Below are 15,557 nucleotides of genomic sequence, written 5' to 3' on the forward strand. Positions count from 1 at the left end.
CCCTTCCAACGCGCGACCGTACCCCGGAGTGCCCGTCGGCCGCCCGGTCGGCGCCCCTCGTGGAGGTGCTCCGCGCCGCGGTTCCCCCTCGGCTGTCAGTGGGGCGACGTAGACTCCGAGGCTGTCCCCTCGCTCCGCGAACCCCCCTGCCGTTGGAGGCTCCAACCGTGACTGGCACGTCCAAGACACCGTTCACGCACCTTCACGTCCACACCCAGTACTCGCTGCTGGACGGTGCCGCGCGGCTCAAGGACATGTTCGAAGCCTGCAACGAGATGGGCATGACGCACATCGCCATGTCCGACCACGGCAACCTCCACGGTGCCTACGACTTCTTCCATTCGGCGAAGAAGGCGGGCGTCACGCCGATCATCGGCATCGAGGCGTACGTGGCCCCCGAGTCGCGGCGCAACAAGCGCAAGATCCAGTGGGGCCAGCCGCACCAGAAGCGGGACGACGTGTCCGGTTCGGGTGGTTACACGCACAAGACGATCTGGGCGCACAACAAGACGGGCCTGCACAACCTCTTCCGCCTCTCCTCGGACGCGTACGCGGAGGGCTGGCTGCAGAAGTGGCCCCGGATGGACAAGGAGACGATCTCGCAGTGGTCGGAGGGGCTCATCGCCTCCACCGGCTGCCCCTCCGGCGAGGTCCAGACCCGGCTGCGGCTCGGTCAGTTCGACGAGGCGGTGCAGGCGGCCTCCGACTACAAGGACATCTTCGGCGAGGGCAAGTACTTCCTGGAGCTGATGGACCACGGCATCGAGATCGAGCGCCGGGTCCGCGACGGGCTCCTGGAGATCGGCAAGAAGCTCGGCATCCCGCCGCTGGTCACCAACGACTCGCACTACACGTACGCGCACGAGGCGACCGCGCACGACGCCCTGCTCTGCATCCAGACCGGCAAGAACCTCTCGGACCCGGACCGCTTCCGCTTCGACGGCACGGGCTACTACCTCAAGTCGACCGACGAGATGTACGCGATCGACTCCTCGGACGCCTGGCAGGAGGGCTGCCGCAACACCCTCCTGGTGGCCGAACAGATCGACACGACCGGCATGTTCGAGGCCAAGAACCTCATGCCGAAGTTCGAGATCCCCGAGGGCTACACCGAGGTCACCTGGTTCCAGGAGGAGGTCCGGGCGGGCATGGAGCGCCGCTACCCGGGAGGTGTCCCCGAGGACCGCCAGAAGCAGGCGGAGTACGAGATGGACATCATCATCCAGATGGGCTTCCCGGGGTACTTCCTGGTCGTGGCCGACTTCATCATGTGGGCCAAGAACAACGGCATCGCGGTCGGCCCCGGCCGAGGATCGGCGGCCGGTTCGATCGTCGCGTACGCCATGGGCATCACCGACCTCGACCCGATCACGCACGGCCTGATCTTCGAGCGGTTCCTCAACCCCGAGCGCGTCTCCATGCCCGATGTCGACATCGACTTCGACGAGCGCAGGCGCGTCGAGGTGATCCGGTACGTGACGGAGAAGTACGGCTCCGACAAGGTCGCCATGATCGGCACCTACGGAAAGATCAAGGCGAAGAACGCCATCAAGGACTCCGCGCGCGTCCTCGGCTACCCGTACGCGATGGGCGACCGGCTCACCAAGGCGATGCCCGCCGACGTCCTCGGCAAGGGCATCGACCTCTCCGGCATCACCGACCCCAAGCACCCGCGCTACAGCGAGGCGGGCGAGATCCGGGGGATGTACGAGAACGAGCCGGACGTGAAGAAGGTCATCGACACCGCCAAGGGCGTCGAGGGCCTGGTCCGCCAGATGGGTGTGCACGCGGCCGGCGTGATCATGTCCAGCGAGCCGATCGTCGACCACGCGCCGATCTGGGTGCGGCACACCGACGGCGTGACCATCACGCAGTGGGACTACCCGCAGTGCGAGTCGCTCGGCCTGCTGAAGATGGACTTCCTGGGCCTGCGCAACCTGACCATCATGGACGACGCCGTCAAGATGGTGAAGGCCAACAAGGGCATCGACCTGGAGATGCTCTCCCTCCCGCTGGACGACCCCAAGACCTTCGAACTGCTCTGCCGCGGCGACACCCTCGGCGTCTTCCAGTTCGACGGCGGCCCCATGCGCTCGCTGCTGCGCCAGATGCAGCCCGACAACTTCGAGGACATTTCCGCCGTCTCGGCCCTGTACCGGCCGGGCCCGATGGGCATGAACTCGCACACGAACTACGCCGAGCGCAAGAACGGCCGCCAGGAGATCACCCCGATCCACCCGGAGCTGGAGGAGCCTCTCAAGGAGACCCTCGGCCTCACCTACGGCCTCATCGTGTACCAGGAGCAGGTGCAGAAGGCCGCCCAGATCGTCGCCGGGTACTCGCTCGGCGAGGCCGACATCCTGCGCCGCGTGATGGGCAAGAAGAAGCCCGAGGAACTGGCCAAGAACTTCGTGCTCTTCCAGGCCGGTGCCCGCAAGAACGGCTACTCGGACGCCGCCATCCAGGCGCTGTGGGACGTCCTGGTCCCGTTCGCCGGATACGCCTTCAACAAGGCGCACTCCTCGGCGTACGGCCTGGTCACCTACTGGACCGCCTATCTGAAGGCGAACTACCCGGCCGAGTACATGGCGGCGCTGCTCACCTCGGTGAAGGACGACAAGGACAAGTCGGCCATCTACCTCAACGAGTGCCGCCGCATGGGCATCAAGGTGCTGCCGCCGAACGTCAACGAGTCGGTGCACAACTTCGCCGCCCAGGGTGACGACGTGATCCTGTTCGGCCTGGAGGCCGTCCGCAACGTCGGCACCAACGTGGTGGACTCGATCATCCGCTCGCGCAAGGCGAAGGGGAAGTTCTCCTCCTTCCCCGACTACCTGGACAAGGTCGAGGCCGCCGCCTGCAACAAGCGCACCACGGAGTCGCTCATCAAGGCGGGCGCCTTCGACACCATGGGGCACACCCGCAAGGGCCTGACCGCCCAGTTCGAGCCCATGATCGACAACGTGGTGCAGGTCAAGCGCAAGGAGGCCGAGGGGCAGTTCGACCTCTTCGGCGGCATGGACGAGGACAGCAGCGAGCCGGGCTTCGGCCTCGACGTCGAGTTCGGCGACGTGGAGTGGGAGAAGTCCTACCTGCTGGCCCAGGAGCGCGAGATGCTCGGCCTGTACGTCTCCGACCACCCGCTCTTCGGCCTGGAGCACGTCCTGTCCGACAAGGCGGACGCGGGCATCGGCCAGCTCACCGGCGGGGACTACGCGGACGGTTCGATCGTCACCATCGGCGGCATCATCTCGGGCCTCCAGCGCAAGATGACCAAGCAGGGCAACGCCTGGGCGATCGCCACGGTCGAGGACCTGGCGGGCTCCATCGAGTGCATGTTCTTCCCGGCGACGTACCAGCTGGTGTCGACCCAACTCGTCGAGGACGCCGTGGTGTTCGTCAAGGGACGCCTCGACAAGCGGGAGGACATCCCGCGTCTGGTCGCGATGGAGCTGATGGTCCCCGACCTGTCGTCGGCGGGCACCAACGCGCCGGTCGTCCTGACGATCCCCACCGTGAAGGTCACCCCGCCGATGGTCTCCAGACTCGGCGAGATCCTGGGGCACCACAGGGGCAACACCGAGGTGCGGATCAGGCTCCAGGGGCCGCGCAAGACCACCGTGCTGCGGCTCGACCGGCACCGGGTCCAGCCGGATCCGGCCCTTTTCGGTGACCTGAAGGTGCTGCTCGGCCCGTCCTGCCTGGCCGGCTGAGCGGGCAGGCACGTTTTTGGCCGGGATTCCCCGGCACGAGGAAGGGGTGCACCCACCGGGTGCGCCCCTTCCTCGCGCGATGACGGCTAGTTGTGACCGAAGCGGCGCTGGTGCTTACGGGCAACATCCGCCGGGCTGCCCTGGGCCTGTGCCTGCGGCATCGCCTGGGACTCGTAGGCAGAGGACTTCGCCTGCTCCTGGCCGCGCTCGGCGGCGCTGGAGCGGTCCTGCTGACCGCCCGACTTGCGGTTCTTGTTCTTGGCCATGGTGCTGCCTCCTGTGGGGGAACTCGGGGCCAGGGCCGCTGTCAGACTCACACAGAAGAACAAAGGCCGCATTTCGGATCATTACCGTGCGTGACGGCGCCGTGACGCCCCAATCCGCCACGCCGATGATCGAGTTCCGGTGCTCAACCCTTGCGCGGTCGGGCAGACTCGAAGGAACCCCGAAGTTCATTCGGTGATCTCCCGCACCCCGCTTCTGATTTCTTTTTCTTCGGCTTTTCCGTTCCCGAAAGAGGGTGGAACGCATGGACCGCTGCGTCGTCCTGGTGGATGCCGGCTACCTGCTCGGTGCCGCCGCGAGTCTGCTCGCCGGAGAACCGGCCCGTTCCCGCATCACCGTCGACCACGCCGCCCTGATCCAGGGGCTCCGCGAGCGCGCCGAGGCGGACACCCAGCAGCCGCTGCTGCGCATCTACTGGTTCGACGGCGCCCCCGACCGCGTGCCGCAGCCCGAGCACCGCCGGCTGCGCGTGATGCCCAGGGTGACGGTCCGGCTCGGCGCGCTGACCCGCAGCGACGGCCGCTGGGCGCAGAAGGGCGTGGACGCCGCGATGCACGCCGAGCTGACCGAACTGGCCCGCAACCGCGCCTGCTCGGACGTGGTCCTGGTGACCGGCGACGGCGATCTGCTGCCCGGCCTGATGTCCGCCAAGGAGCACGGCGTCGCCGTGCACCTGTGGGCCGTGCAGGCCGCCGACGGCGACTACAACCAGTCCGAGGACCTGGTCGCCGAGGCCGACGAGCGCCGGGTGCTCGACCGCGCCTGGATCACCCAGGCCGTCCGGGCCAGGGACCTCACCGGGATCTGCGCCCCGGCCCCCGCGCCCCGCCCCGAGATCGCCGCCATCCTCTCCGCGCCACTGCCCGAGTCGGCCCTCGCGGCCTCCGCCGAGCGGGCCGCCGAGGCCCAGGCGGCGGCCGTGCGCAACGGCACGGCGCCGGCCGAGGCCCGCAGCGAGAACGGCGCTTCGGTGCCCGCCCCGAGCGGCGTCAAGGGCGTACCGACACCGAAGGACCTCGCCTCCCTGCGCGGGCCCGGCACCGCCCCCGCCACGCCCCCGCCCGCCTCGGCGACCCTGCGCTGGTCCTCCGACAAGGGCTGGGTGGAGCGGCCCGGCTCGGCGCTCGGCGAGTCCCCCGAGACGGCCTCCCTGCCGACGCTGGCCCAGCTCACCAGCGCCGAGCAGCGCTGGGCCGACCGCGAGGAGGACATCACCACCGTCGGCGGCGACCCCTACGAAGTGGGCCAGGTCTTCGCGCGGCGCTGGATGGAACGCCTCCCCGAGCCCTCGCACGTACAGAAGCTGTCCACCATGTACCCGCGCATCCCGCACCGCATCGACGGTGAACTCCTGCGCTACGCCGCCCGGTTCGGGCTCCTCGCGCACAAGGACGACCAGATCGACGAGCACGACCGGTACGCGATCCGGGCCGGCTTCTGGCGCGAGATCGACGTCCGGGCGGCCGCCGAGCGCCAGCCGGCCGGGGAGTAGCACCCCCGCCGGGGGCGGCCCGGCACCGCCCCCGGGGTCGGAAGGGTCCTTCGACCCCTTAGGCTCGTTCCCCGTGAGTACCGGCACAGCAGCGGCGCGGGCCGGCACCGTTTGCACGGTGCGGGGCCTGGTCAAGACGTACCCCGCGACGCGGGGCAGGCGCGGTGCGCCCGGTACGCCCGAGGTCCGGGCCACCGACAACATCAGCCTCGACGTGAACCGCGGCGAGATCTTCGGGCTGCTCGGCCCCAACGGCGCCGGCAAGTCCACCCTCGTGCGCCAGCTGACCGGGCTCATGCGGCCCGACTCCGGCTCCGTCGACGTGCTCGGGCACGACCTGGTGCGCCACCCCGAGCGTGCCGCCCGCCTCATCGCTTACCTCGGCCAGGAGTCCACCGCGCTCGACGAGCTGACCGTGGCGCTGGCCGCCGAGACCACCGGCCGGCTGCGCGGACTCACCCTGCGCGGCGCCCGCGCCGAACGCGACGCCGTCCTCGCCGAGCTGGGCCTCGACGAGATCGCCGGGCGGCCCCTCAAGAAGCTCTCCGGCGGCCAGCGGCGCCTGGCCTGCTTCGCCGCCACCCTCGTCGGCGAGCGCCCCGTCCTGGTCCTGGACGAGCCCACCACCGGCATGGACCCGGTGGCCCGCCGGGCCGTGTGGGCCGCCGTCGACCGGCGCCGGGCCGAGCGCGGCGCGACCGTGCTCCTCGTCACCCACAACGTCATCGAGGCCGAGACCGTGCTCGACCGGGTCGCCGTGATCGAACGCGGCCGGGTCATCGCCTGCGACACCCCGGCGGGGCTCAAGGCCCGGGTCGCCGACGAGGTGCGGGTCGAGCTCGTCTGGCGCGACCGCGCCCCCGTCGAGGTCCCCGAGGTCGCCGCGCTGCGCGCCGCGGCCCAGGAGTCGGGACGGCGCTGGACCCTGCGGCTCAGCCCCGAGCGGGCCCGCGCCGCCGTCGCCACCGTCACCGGCGGCCCCGCCTTCGCCGCCCTCGACGACTTCACCCTGGCCACGCCGAGCCTCGAAGACGTCTACCTCGCCCTCGGCGGCCGCACGGAAGGGCTGGTGAAGGCGTGAGCGCCATTCCTCTGGAGAGCAGCGTGGAGGCCGTGGGCGGCCGCGCCCCGGCGAGCGGGACCGCCGAACGGCCCGAGCCCGCCCACGCCGCGCCCCTCGCCCCCCGCGCCCGGCTGCTGCCCGCGCTCGCCGCCGTCTACCGCGCCCAGCTCTCGCGGGCCCGGGTGGCCCGCATCCCGCTGCTCTTCGTCGCGACCTTCCAGTCCGTCGGCATCATGATCCTGATGCGGGGCGTGGTGGACGGGGGGAGCGAGGCGCGGGCCGTGGTCGCCGGATCCAGCGTGCTCGTCGTCGCCTTCGTCGCGCTCAACCTGCTCGCCCAGTACTTCGGCCAGCTGCGAGCGGGCGGCGGACTCGACCACTACGCGACGCTGCCCGTGCCGCCCGCCTCGGTGGTGCTCGGCACGGCCGCCGCGTACGCCTCCTTCACCGTGCCCGGCACCGCCGTCACCGCGCTGTTCGGCTGCGTCCTGTTCGGGCTCCCGATGGCGCACCTGTGGATCCTCGCGGCGGTCGTCCCGCTCGCCGGAGCCGCGCTCTCCGGGCTCGGCGCGGCGCTCGGGCTGCTCGCCCCGCGCCAGGAACTCGCCACGCTCTTCGGTCAGTTGGGGATGTCGGCGGCGCTGCTGCTCGGCGTGCTCCCGGCCGGCCGGCTGCCCGGCCCCATCGCGTACGCACGTGATCTGCTGCCCTCCACCTACGGCGTGGAGGCCTTCGCGCGGGCCTTCGACGCGCACCCCGACTGGGGCGTCGTGGGGCTCGATCTGGGGGTGTGCGCGGCCGTCGGCGTCGTCTCGCTGGCCGTGGCGGCGTGGGCCTACCGTCGGGCGGCGATCCGGTGAGGCAGCGCACAGACACGCCTGGCACGATGTCAGGGTGACCGCACCTCTGACACCGCCCCATCAGCAGCCCCCGGGCGACGACCCGCTGCAGACGCACTCCGGGGGCTCCCACCCCGGGCCCGTCGAGGAGGCGCCCGCCATGAAGAAGGACCTGCGGGACGCGGTGCTCGTCGCCCTCGTGGTGACCCTGGCCGGGGTGGCGCTCGGACTGCTGTGGCTGTGGCTGGCGCCGAGGGTGCCGCTCGTCGCCGACGACAAGGCCGTCTTCCTCAAGGACACCGAGGGGGAGGAGGCGATCGGTGGTGACGGAACGTTCATCTTGATCGCGCTCGGACTCGGCGTGGTCAGCGCCGCCGCGGTCTTCCTCTTCCGCAAGCAGGGCGGCATCGCCCTGGTCGTCGGCCTCGCGGTCGGCGCGCTGCTCGGCTCGGTCCTGGCCTGGCGGCTGGGCATCTGGCTCGGCCCGAACCAGGACGTGGTGGCCGCGGCGAAGGCGGCCGGCAAGGGCGTCACCTTCGACGCGCCTTTGAAGCTCGACGCGAAGGGCGCGCTGCTGGCCTGGCCGATCGCCGCCATGGCCGTCCACCTGGGCCTCACGGCGCTGTTCGGCCCCCGCGACCCGGATCCGGTGTGGCACATGCCGCCGCTGGACCCGGGACCGGGAGAGCCGGACTCGGCCGACCGCTGACCGACGATCAGGCCGGGTGCCTCCCGTGGTTGGCCCGGCCCTTCCTGACGCGCCACTTCCGCTTGCGGGTCCGCTTCGACATGGGCGTACCTCCCGCCCTCGGGTTCTAGTCGAGGACGAGAGGTACGTCGAGACCCTAAACGCGCCCGATGGGGGCGAGCAGGGCCCCGGTGAGGGCCGCCAGGTCGGCGGGGGACAGCTCGACCTCCAGGCCGCGGCGCCCCGCCGAGACGCAGATCGTGGCGTGCGCGGACGCCGAGTCGTCCAGGACCGTGCGCAGCTTCTTGCGCTGGCCCAGCGGGGAGATGCCGCCGCGCACATAGCCGGTGGTGCGCTCCGCCGCGGCCGGGTCGGCCATTGCCGCGCGCTTGCCGCCGACGGCCGAGGCCAGCGCCTTGAGGTCGAGCGAGCCGGCCACCGGCACCACGGCCACCGTCAGCTCGCCGTCGACGTCGGCGACCAGCGTCTTGAACACGCGGTCCGGGCTCACCCCGAGGGCCTCGGCCGCCTCCTCCCCGTACGAGGCCGAGGCCGGGTCGTGCTCGTAGGCGTGCACGGTGAACGCGGTGCCCGCCGCGGTCAGGGCCACCGTGGCCGGGGTGCCCCCGTTCTGCTGCTTCTTCTTGGCCAACTCGGCTCTCCGCTCGGTCAGTTGGGGCTGGTCGGGGCGCGCGTCAGGTCCACCGCGGGGAGCGAGGGCAGATGGCGGATGACCGCGGTCTCGGCGCGCAGCAGCTGGAGCTCCTCGCGCAGCCGGGTCGCCGTGTCGGGCGCCTGGAGCAGGCGCTGCTTGGCCGGGACGTCCAGGACGGCGGCCGCGGCGACCAGGTAGGAGACCACCGACGGCTCGTCCGGGAGGTCGGCGGTGCCGGCCAGGGAGCGCTCCCTGGCCCCCGCGAGCCGCTTCTGGTACGAGCGGAAGGCCCGCAGCACACCCTCGGCGAGCGCGCCCGCCTCCTCCCCGGGCTCCTCGGGGATCTCCTCGTACTCGGCCGTCAGATACGGCCCGCTCGCGTCGACCGACAGGATGCGGATCCGGGTGGTGCCGGTGGCCAGCACCTCGAAGCTGCCGTCCGGGCGTTCCCGGATGGTGGCCGCGTCCGCGATGCAGCCGACCCGGTGGAAGGCCTGGACCGGGTCCGGGCCGAAGCCGGCCGCCGGGCCCTTCTCGGGCTGCGCGGTCTGGTCGGGCAGCCCGGGGGCGGTCGGGGCGACCTCCCGGCCGTCCCGGATCGCCACGACGGCGAAACGGCGCGGCTCGTCACCGGCCTCGCCGCCGGTTCCGGTGGGGCCGGAGGCGTCGGTGCCGGTCTTCAGCAGATCGCGCATCATGGCGCGAGAACGCTCCTCGAAGATGTTCAGCGGCAGGACGAGGCCGGGGAACAGGACCGAGTTGAGCGGGAAGAGTGGGAGGCGTGCGGTGGTCACAACGCTCAAGCGTAATGGCCGCCGGACCGGGCGCGTCCGGCCTTCTGGCGGTCCCGCCCCCACGGCATGCCCGCGGCGACCTCGGTTCGTACGAACTCGCGCAGTTCGAGGAACTGCCCCAGCGGGTCGGCGGCGAGATGCAGCCACGGAAAAGACGTGGCACACGGCCCGATACGCCGGAATTCCTCCAGTGCCTCCGGCCAGCGCCGGCGGACCACCAGGACGTAGGCGAGCAGGTTGCGGACCTCGGCCGGCCAGGGGTCGCCCGGCTCGTAGGCGGCGGACAGCTCGATGCCGAGGTCGGCCGCCGCGTCGATCCGCTCGTACGGGATGGTGTGGCCGCCTCCGCCCACCAGGTAGGCGAAGGCCGCGCGGGCCGGGAGCGCGCGGATCAGGGAGCCCGGCAGGGAGTCCTCGGCGGCCCGCTCGGCGAAGTCGAAGCACTCGCGGTGCGAGCCGTACCACTGGGCGGAGAGGTACTGGAGCGCCGCCACATGGCAGCCGTAGTGGTGCGAGGAACGGCGTATGGCCTCGCCCCACAGTTCCTCGAAGACGGTGTGGGACGCATGGGTGCCCCGGGCGTGGTCGAGCGCGATCCGCCACGGCACCGGGTCCGACGGGTCGCCCTCGGCCGCCGAGTGGATCAGCGGCGCCACCTCGCGCAGCCGCTCGGCCCGGGCCGGCGAGCCCCAGGCCCGGACGATCGCGAGCTCCGCCTTGACCAGCAGCGCGTCCGGGTCGCGGGGCGCGTGCGCCAGCCAGTTGGCGAGCCAGTCCGGTCTGCAGACCGCGAAGGCCGCGAGCCGCACCGTGTAGCGGTCGCGGTTCTCCCACTCGGCCAGCTCGCGGGTGGTGGCGAGGAGTTTCGCCGCCGCCTCGTACTCGCCGAGCGCGGCCGAGACCAGCGCGGGAGCCAGCCGGGCGTCGGGGGCATCCAGCAGCACTTCCCGGCCATCGGGCAGACCCGTGGCGAGAAGGGGCGTGTGCCTGGCCCGCCGTGCGGTGCGGATCAGCGCGGATACGAAAGTCATGGTGTGGACCATTGAAATCCGCAGGTGGGGGCGGCGCCAGGGGGGCCGCTGTGAAGCTTCTGTATCGGTGGTGAGGGTTGTACGGCGCGAGGTCAAGGCCCGGCAAATTCGGCCAGTGACGGCCTCGCGCGGAGCCCGTGAAGACCTCGCGCGGAGGCCGCGAAAACCCTGCGGACCGCCCCCGGTACCGCACGGGTTCACCCCCTCCGCAGCAGCCGCGAGGCGCCCGCCGCCACGGTGGTCGCGAGGATCCAGCCCAGCATGATCAGCAGGGCCGCCGCCCACTGCCAGGCGCCGGTCAGTTTCCAGTAGCCGTCCTGGCCCAGGTTGACCACCGGGATGAGCAGGTCGAGCGCGTAGAGCGCGGCATTCCACTCGGGGTGCTCGTCGGCCTTGATCGGCCGGGGGTCGTAGTGCGAGAAGGCGAGGGTGCCCGCCGCCCACAGGACCGCCATCCACAGCGCGGCCCGGCCCGGCCGGTAGCCGTACGCCACCGTGAGGTCCTGCAACACGCCCCACGCCTTCGCCGCCAGCGGCAGCGTCTCGCGGCGCCTGCGCTGCTTGGCGAGCAGCACCTCGCGCGCGTCCGCGTCCTCGCCGCTGGCCCGCAGCACGGCTGCGAGCCGCTCATAGGGCTCGGGCGCGTACTCGGGGGTCGCCGCCGTCACCCAGTCCAGCCGCTCGGCCAGGGTGAAGGTGCCGATCGGAATGAGGGTCTCGTAGGCGAAGCCGTTCATCGTGAGGTGGCCAGGACCCGGCCAGCTGTCCGCCATGTCGACCAGGTTGCCGACCCGGGCCCCGGAGAGCACCACCTTGCCGCGCTCCGAACGCTGCCCGGTGAAGCGCAGCTCCGGCGTCTGGATCCGGCGCAGCGACAGCTCCTGGGAGTCGTTCATGACGATCCGGGACTGCGCGAGGTCCACCGCGTCCCCGAACCGCCCGTCGTCCAGGCGGAGACCGCCCCGGCATTCGAACGGCTGGATCAGGGTGCCCCGCACGGGCGTGTTGGTGTAGTTCGTCCCGTACGGCGGGGTGGTGCCCGACTGGATGCCGCTCGGGTAGACGGCCGCCGACGTCAGGTACAGGGTGCGTTCGACGATCAGCTGCGGTGCGTTCAGCGCCCGCTGGCCGTCCGGGTTGATCAGCCTGCTGCCGCGCAGGCTCAGCGTCACGCCGACCTTCGCGGCGCGCAGGCTCAGCTCCCCGTACGACTCGATCAGATCGGCCTGGAGGTCCTGCGCGACCGAGAGCCCGTCGGCCGCGATGGAGCGGCCGTTGCGGTCGCCGTGCACGACGGCCTGGCTCAGGAGCAGATCGGTGCCGATGTGCGCGTCGGTCAGCCGGATGCCGCCCGCGACCCGGCAGCGCGGCAGGTGCAGATCGCCCTCGGTGGTCAGCCGGGCCGCCTCGACGCGCGGAATCGCGCAGCTCACCATGCGTACCGTGGTGAAGTGGGCCTCGGGCAGCAGGAGTTCGTTCTCGAACCGGCAGTTGTTCAGCTCGACGTACGGCGTGACGGTGCCGCCGGACAGGTTGAGCGTGCCGGTGATCTGCACCCCGGTGAGCTTCAACGCCGCGACCCGGCCGGGCAGCGCGGGCGGCCCGCTGAGCAGAAGCAGCGCCACCACGCGCGCCCGGACACTGCGCTCGGGCCCCCAGGGGCGCGCGGCGAACGGATCGTCGCGTACCGGATTGCGGGTGCGCAGATCGTAGGTACTGCCGTTGCGGAAGGCCTGCCACATGCCCAGCTCCGCCGGACTGAGCCAGTCCGGTGCCTCCCCGAGATCGGGCGCTTCGGTCAATGCCGTCCCCCTCGCCGTCCACCCTGACAGGAGGAACGCTAGTGGCCACGAGTGACAGCGGGTGACGCCCGGGTTGCGTATCAGCCACTGATACAGGCGTCCAGTGCTCCGGAGCCGTCTGAGAGAATTGGATACGTGATCTCCCGAATCGATCTGCGCGGCAACACCCTTCCCGAGGGTGGCGCCCTGCGCGACCTGCTGCCCCGTGCCGAGTTCGACGTGGAAGCCGCCCTGGAGAAGGTGCGGCCCATCTGCGAGGACGTGCATCATCGCGGCACGGCGGCGCTCATCGAGTACGCGGAGAGGTTCGACGGCGTGAAGCTGGAGCGGGTGCGGGTGCCCGCCGAGGCGCTCAAGGACGCGCTGGCGCGGCTCGACCCGCAGGTCAGGGCCGCTCTGGAGGAGTCCGTCCGACGGGCCAGGATCGTCCACCGCAGCCAGCGCCGCGACGCCCACACCACCCAGGTCGTGCCCGGCGGCTCCGTCACCGAGAAGTGGGTGCCGGTCGAGCGCGTCGGGCTGTACGCGCCCGGCGGCCGCTCGGTCTACCCCTCGTCCGTGATCATGAACGTGGTCCCGGCGCAGGAGGCGGGCGTCGGCTCCATCGCGCTCGCGTCGCCCCCGCAGAAGGAGTTCGGCGGGCTGCCGCACCCCACGATCCTGGCGGCCTGCGCGCTGCTCGGCATCGACGAGGTGTACGCGGTCGGCGGCGCCCAGGCCGTCGCGATGTTCGCCTACGGCACCTCGGGCCCCGACGGATGTGCGCCCGCGAACATGGTGACCGGCCCCGGCAACATCTGGGTGGCCGCCGCCAAGCGCTACTTCACCGGCCGCATCGGCATCGACACCGAGGCGGGCCCGACCGAGATCGCCGTCCTCGCCGACGACACCGCCGACCCGGTGCACGTGGCCGCCGACCTGATCAGCCAGGCCGAGCACGACCCGCTCGCCGCGGCCGTCCTGGTCACCGACTCCCCGGCGCTCGCCGAAGGGGTCGAGAAGGAGCTGGAGCCGCAGGTCGCCGCCACCAAGCACGTCGAGGACCGGATCAAGCCGGCGCTGGCCGGGCGCCAGTCCGCGATCGTCCTGGTCGACTCGCTCGACGACGGGCTCAAGGTCGTCGACGCGTACGGCGCCGAGCACCTGGAGATCCAGACCGCCGACGCCGCGGCCGTCGCCGACCGGGTCCGCAACGCGGGCGCGATCTTCGTCGGCCCCTGGGCCCCGGTCTCGCTCGGCGACTACTGCGCCGGCTCCAACCACGTGCTGCCGACCGGCGGCTGCGCCTGCCACTCCTCGGGCCTGTCCGTCCAGTCCTTCCTGCGCGGCATCCACATCGTCGACTACACGCGCGACGCGCTCGCCGAGGTCGCCCACCACGTGGTGACGCTCGCCGAGGCCGAGGACCTGCCCGCGCACGGGGCCGCCCTGAAGGCGCGTTTTGGCGGAGCCGAACCCAACGGGCACAGCGGATGGAAGGTGCCGCAGCAGTGACGAACATCGGCATCGACGACCTCCCCGTCCGGGACGAGCTGCGCGGCAAGTCCCCTTACGGCGCGCCCCAGTTGGACACCCCCGTCCAGCTGAACACCAACGAGAACCCCTACCCGCTGCCCGAGCCGCTCGTCGAGCGGATCGCCGAGCGGGTCCGCGAGGCGGCCAGGAACCTCAACCGCTACCCCGACCGCGACGCGGTGGAGCTGCGCACCGAGCTGGCCGGGTACCTCACCCGCACCGGCAAGCACCCGGTCGCGGTCGAGAACGTGTGGGCCGCCAACGGCTCCAACGAGGTCATCCAGCAACTGCTCCAGACCTTCGGCGGCCCCGGCCGCACGGCGATCGGCTTCGAGCCCTCGTACTCGATGCACGCGCTGATCGCCCGCGGCACCGGCACCGGCTGGATCTCGGGCCCGCGCAACGAGGACTTCACCATCGACCTCGCGGCGGCCGAGCGGGCCATCGCCGAGCACGCGCCGGACGTCGTCTTCATCACCTCGCCCAACAACCCCACGGGCACCGCGGTCGCCGCCGAGACGGTCCTCGCGCTGTACGAGGCGGCCCAGGCGGCCAAGCCGTCGATCGTGATCGTGGACGAGGCGTACGTGGAGTTCAGCCACCGCGACTCGCTGCTCCCGCTGATCGAGGGGCGCCCGAACCTGGTCGTCTCGCGGACCATGTCGAAGGCCTTCGGCGCGGCCGGGCTGCGCCTGGGCTACCTCGCGGCCCACCCCGCGGTGGTGGACGCGGTGCAGCTCGTGCGCCTGCCGTACCACCTGTCCGCCGTCACCCAGGCGACCGCGCTGGCCGCCCTGGAGCACACCGACACCCTGCTCGGCTACGTCGAGCAGCTCAAGCGGGAGCGGGACCGGCTGGTCGCGGAGCTGCGCGCGATCGGCTTCGAGGTGACCGAATCGGACGCCAACTTCGTCCAGTTCGGCCGCTTCGACGACAGTCACGCCGCCTGGCAGCGGATCCTCGACCGGGGCGTCCTGGTCCGGGACAACGGGGTACCGGGGTGGCTGCGGGTCACCGCCGGCACTCCGGCCGAGAACGACGCGTTCCTCGACGCGGTCCGTCAACTCAACAAGGAGCAGAGCGCATGAGCCGCGTTGGCAGAGTGGAACGCACCACCAAGGAGACGTCCGTCCTCGTCGAGATCGACCTCGACGGCAGCGGAAAGGTCGACGTGTCGACCGGGGTCGGCTTCTACGACCACATGCTCGACCAGCTCGGCCGGCACGGCCTGTTCGACCTCACGGTCAAGACCGACGGCGATCTGCACATCGACAGCCACCACACCATCGAGGACACCGCGCTCGCGCTCGGCGCCGCCTTCAAGCAGGCGCTCGGCGACAAGGTCGGCATCTACCGCTTCGGCAACTGCACCGTCCCGCTCGACGAGTCGCTCGCCCAGGTGACCGTCGACCTGTCGGGCCGCCCCTACCTCGTGCACACCGAGCCCGAGAACATGGCGCCGATGATCGGCGAGTACGACACGACGATGACCCGGCACATCTTCGAGTCCTTCGTCGCGCAGGCACAGGTCGCCCTGCACATTCACGTACCGTACGGGCGCAACGCGCACCACATCGTGGAGTGCCAGTTCAAGGCGCTCGCCCGCGCGCTGCGCTACGCCAGCGAGCGGGACCCGCGCGCTGCCGGAATCCTTCCTTCCACCAAGGGTGCCCTGTAAGC

General features: G+C 71.6%; 13 protein-coding genes. 8 read left to right on the top strand and 5 right to left on the bottom strand.

Translation table 11 applies throughout. The annotated features are described in order from the left end of the window. Nucleotides 1-167 precede the first annotated feature (167 nt). Complete coding sequence (gene dnaE / locus AC07F3_RS27660; RefSeq protein WP_479117138.1) at nucleotides 168-3,713, top strand: DNA polymerase III subunit alpha; 3,546 nt, start codon at nucleotides 168-170, stop codon at nucleotides 3,711-3,713. Between the two features lie 86 nt (nucleotides 3,714-3,799). Here the strand turns inward: dnaE and AC07F3_RS27665 are convergent, their stop codons facing one another. After that, nucleotides 3,800-3,979, bottom strand: coding sequence for a hypothetical protein (locus AC07F3_RS27665; protein ID WP_114035742.1), 180 nt, complete (start codon nucleotides 3,977-3,979; stop codon nucleotides 3,800-3,802). Between the two features lie 263 nt (nucleotides 3,980-4,242). On the opposite strand from AC07F3_RS27665, the gene AC07F3_RS27670 reads away from it, so the two are divergent. The 4 genes from AC07F3_RS27670 to AC07F3_RS27685 all read left to right on the top strand — a co-directional run bounded on the left by AC07F3_RS27670 (nucleotide 4,243) and on the right by AC07F3_RS27685 (nucleotide 8,101). After that, nucleotides 4,243-5,490, top strand: a complete 1,248-nt coding sequence (locus AC07F3_RS27670; RefSeq protein ID WP_479117139.1) for an NYN domain-containing protein — start codon at nucleotides 4,243-4,245, stop codon at nucleotides 5,488-5,490. Nucleotides 5,491-5,563: 73 nt separating this feature from the next. Beyond that, nucleotides 5,564-6,571, top strand: a complete 1,008-nt coding sequence (locus AC07F3_RS27675; protein WP_479117140.1) for an ABC transporter ATP-binding protein — start codon at nucleotides 5,564-5,566, stop codon at nucleotides 6,569-6,571. 32 nt (nucleotides 6,572-6,603) lie between these two features. After that, nucleotides 6,604-7,413 (top strand): ABC transporter permease, encoded by an 810-nt coding sequence (locus AC07F3_RS27680; protein WP_479117373.1) that lies wholly within the window; start codon nucleotides 6,604-6,606, stop codon nucleotides 7,411-7,413. Between the two features lie 34 nt (nucleotides 7,414-7,447). Beyond that, on the top strand, nucleotides 7,448-8,101 hold the full coding sequence (locus AC07F3_RS27685; RefSeq protein WP_479117141.1) for an ABC transporter permease: 654 nt from the start codon (nucleotides 7,448-7,450) through the stop codon (nucleotides 8,099-8,101). A 136-nt stretch (nucleotides 8,102-8,237) separates the two neighbouring features. Here the strand turns inward: AC07F3_RS27685 and ybaK are convergent, their stop codons facing one another. From ybaK to AC07F3_RS27705, 4 genes are all read right to left on the bottom strand, one after another. After that, nucleotides 8,238-8,732: a Cys-tRNA(Pro) deacylase gene (ybaK, locus tag AC07F3_RS27690; RefSeq protein WP_479117142.1), complete on the bottom strand. Its 495-nt coding sequence runs from the start codon at nucleotides 8,730-8,732 to the stop codon at nucleotides 8,238-8,240. 17 nt (nucleotides 8,733-8,749) lie between these two features. Further along, nucleotides 8,750-9,529: an LON peptidase substrate-binding domain-containing protein gene (locus tag AC07F3_RS27695; RefSeq protein WP_479117143.1), complete on the bottom strand. Its 780-nt coding sequence runs from the start codon at nucleotides 9,527-9,529 to the stop codon at nucleotides 8,750-8,752. A 5-nt stretch (nucleotides 9,530-9,534) separates the two neighbouring features. Continuing rightward, on the bottom strand, nucleotides 9,535-10,572 hold the full coding sequence (locus AC07F3_RS27700; RefSeq protein WP_479117144.1) for a hypothetical protein: 1,038 nt from the start codon (nucleotides 10,570-10,572) through the stop codon (nucleotides 9,535-9,537). A gap of 185 nt (nucleotides 10,573-10,757) precedes the next feature. After that, nucleotides 10,758-12,362 (bottom strand): oxidoreductase, encoded by a 1,605-nt coding sequence (locus tag AC07F3_RS27705; RefSeq protein ID WP_479117145.1) that lies wholly within the window; start codon nucleotides 12,360-12,362, stop codon nucleotides 10,758-10,760. A 135-nt stretch (nucleotides 12,363-12,497) separates the two neighbouring features. On the opposite strand from AC07F3_RS27705, the gene hisD reads away from it, so the two are divergent. The 3 genes from hisD to hisB are packed head-to-tail and all read left to right on the top strand — an operon-like array spanning nucleotide 12,498 to nucleotide 15,555. Beyond that, nucleotides 12,498-13,856, top strand: a complete 1,359-nt coding sequence (hisD, locus tag AC07F3_RS27710; RefSeq protein WP_479117146.1) for a histidinol dehydrogenase — start codon at nucleotides 12,498-12,500, stop codon at nucleotides 13,854-13,856. Further along, complete coding sequence (locus AC07F3_RS27715) at nucleotides 13,853-14,965, top strand: histidinol-phosphate transaminase (RefSeq protein ID WP_479117147.1); 1,113 nt, start codon at nucleotides 13,853-13,855, stop codon at nucleotides 14,963-14,965. Before hisD ends, AC07F3_RS27715 begins: the two co-directional genes overlap by 4 nt. Continuing rightward, on the top strand, nucleotides 14,962-15,555 hold the full coding sequence (gene hisB / locus AC07F3_RS27720; protein WP_114035753.1) for an imidazoleglycerol-phosphate dehydratase HisB: 594 nt from the start codon (nucleotides 14,962-14,964) through the stop codon (nucleotides 15,553-15,555). Before AC07F3_RS27715 ends, hisB begins: the two co-directional genes overlap by 4 nt. Nucleotides 15,556-15,557 lie beyond the last annotated feature (2 nt).

Source organism: Streptomyces sp. NPDC045846 (assembly GCF_056431605.1).

Bases quoted from the DNA above. Each gene is read 5' to 3' on its own strand.
- AC07F3_RS27665 (WP_114035742.1), bottom strand. From the start codon at position 3,979: ATGGCCAAGAACAAGAACCGCAAGTCGGGCGGTCAGCAGGACCGCTCC.
- AC07F3_RS27670 (WP_479117139.1), top strand. From the start codon at position 4,243: ATGGACCGCTGCGTCGTCCTGGTGGATGCCGGCTACCTGCTCGGTGCC.
- AC07F3_RS27700 (WP_479117144.1), bottom strand. From the start codon at position 10,572: ATGGTCCACACCATGACTTTCGTATCCGCGCTGATCCGCACCGCACGG.
- hisB (WP_114035753.1), top strand. From the start codon at position 14,962: ATGAGCCGCGTTGGCAGAGTGGAACGCACCACCAAGGAGACGTCCGTC.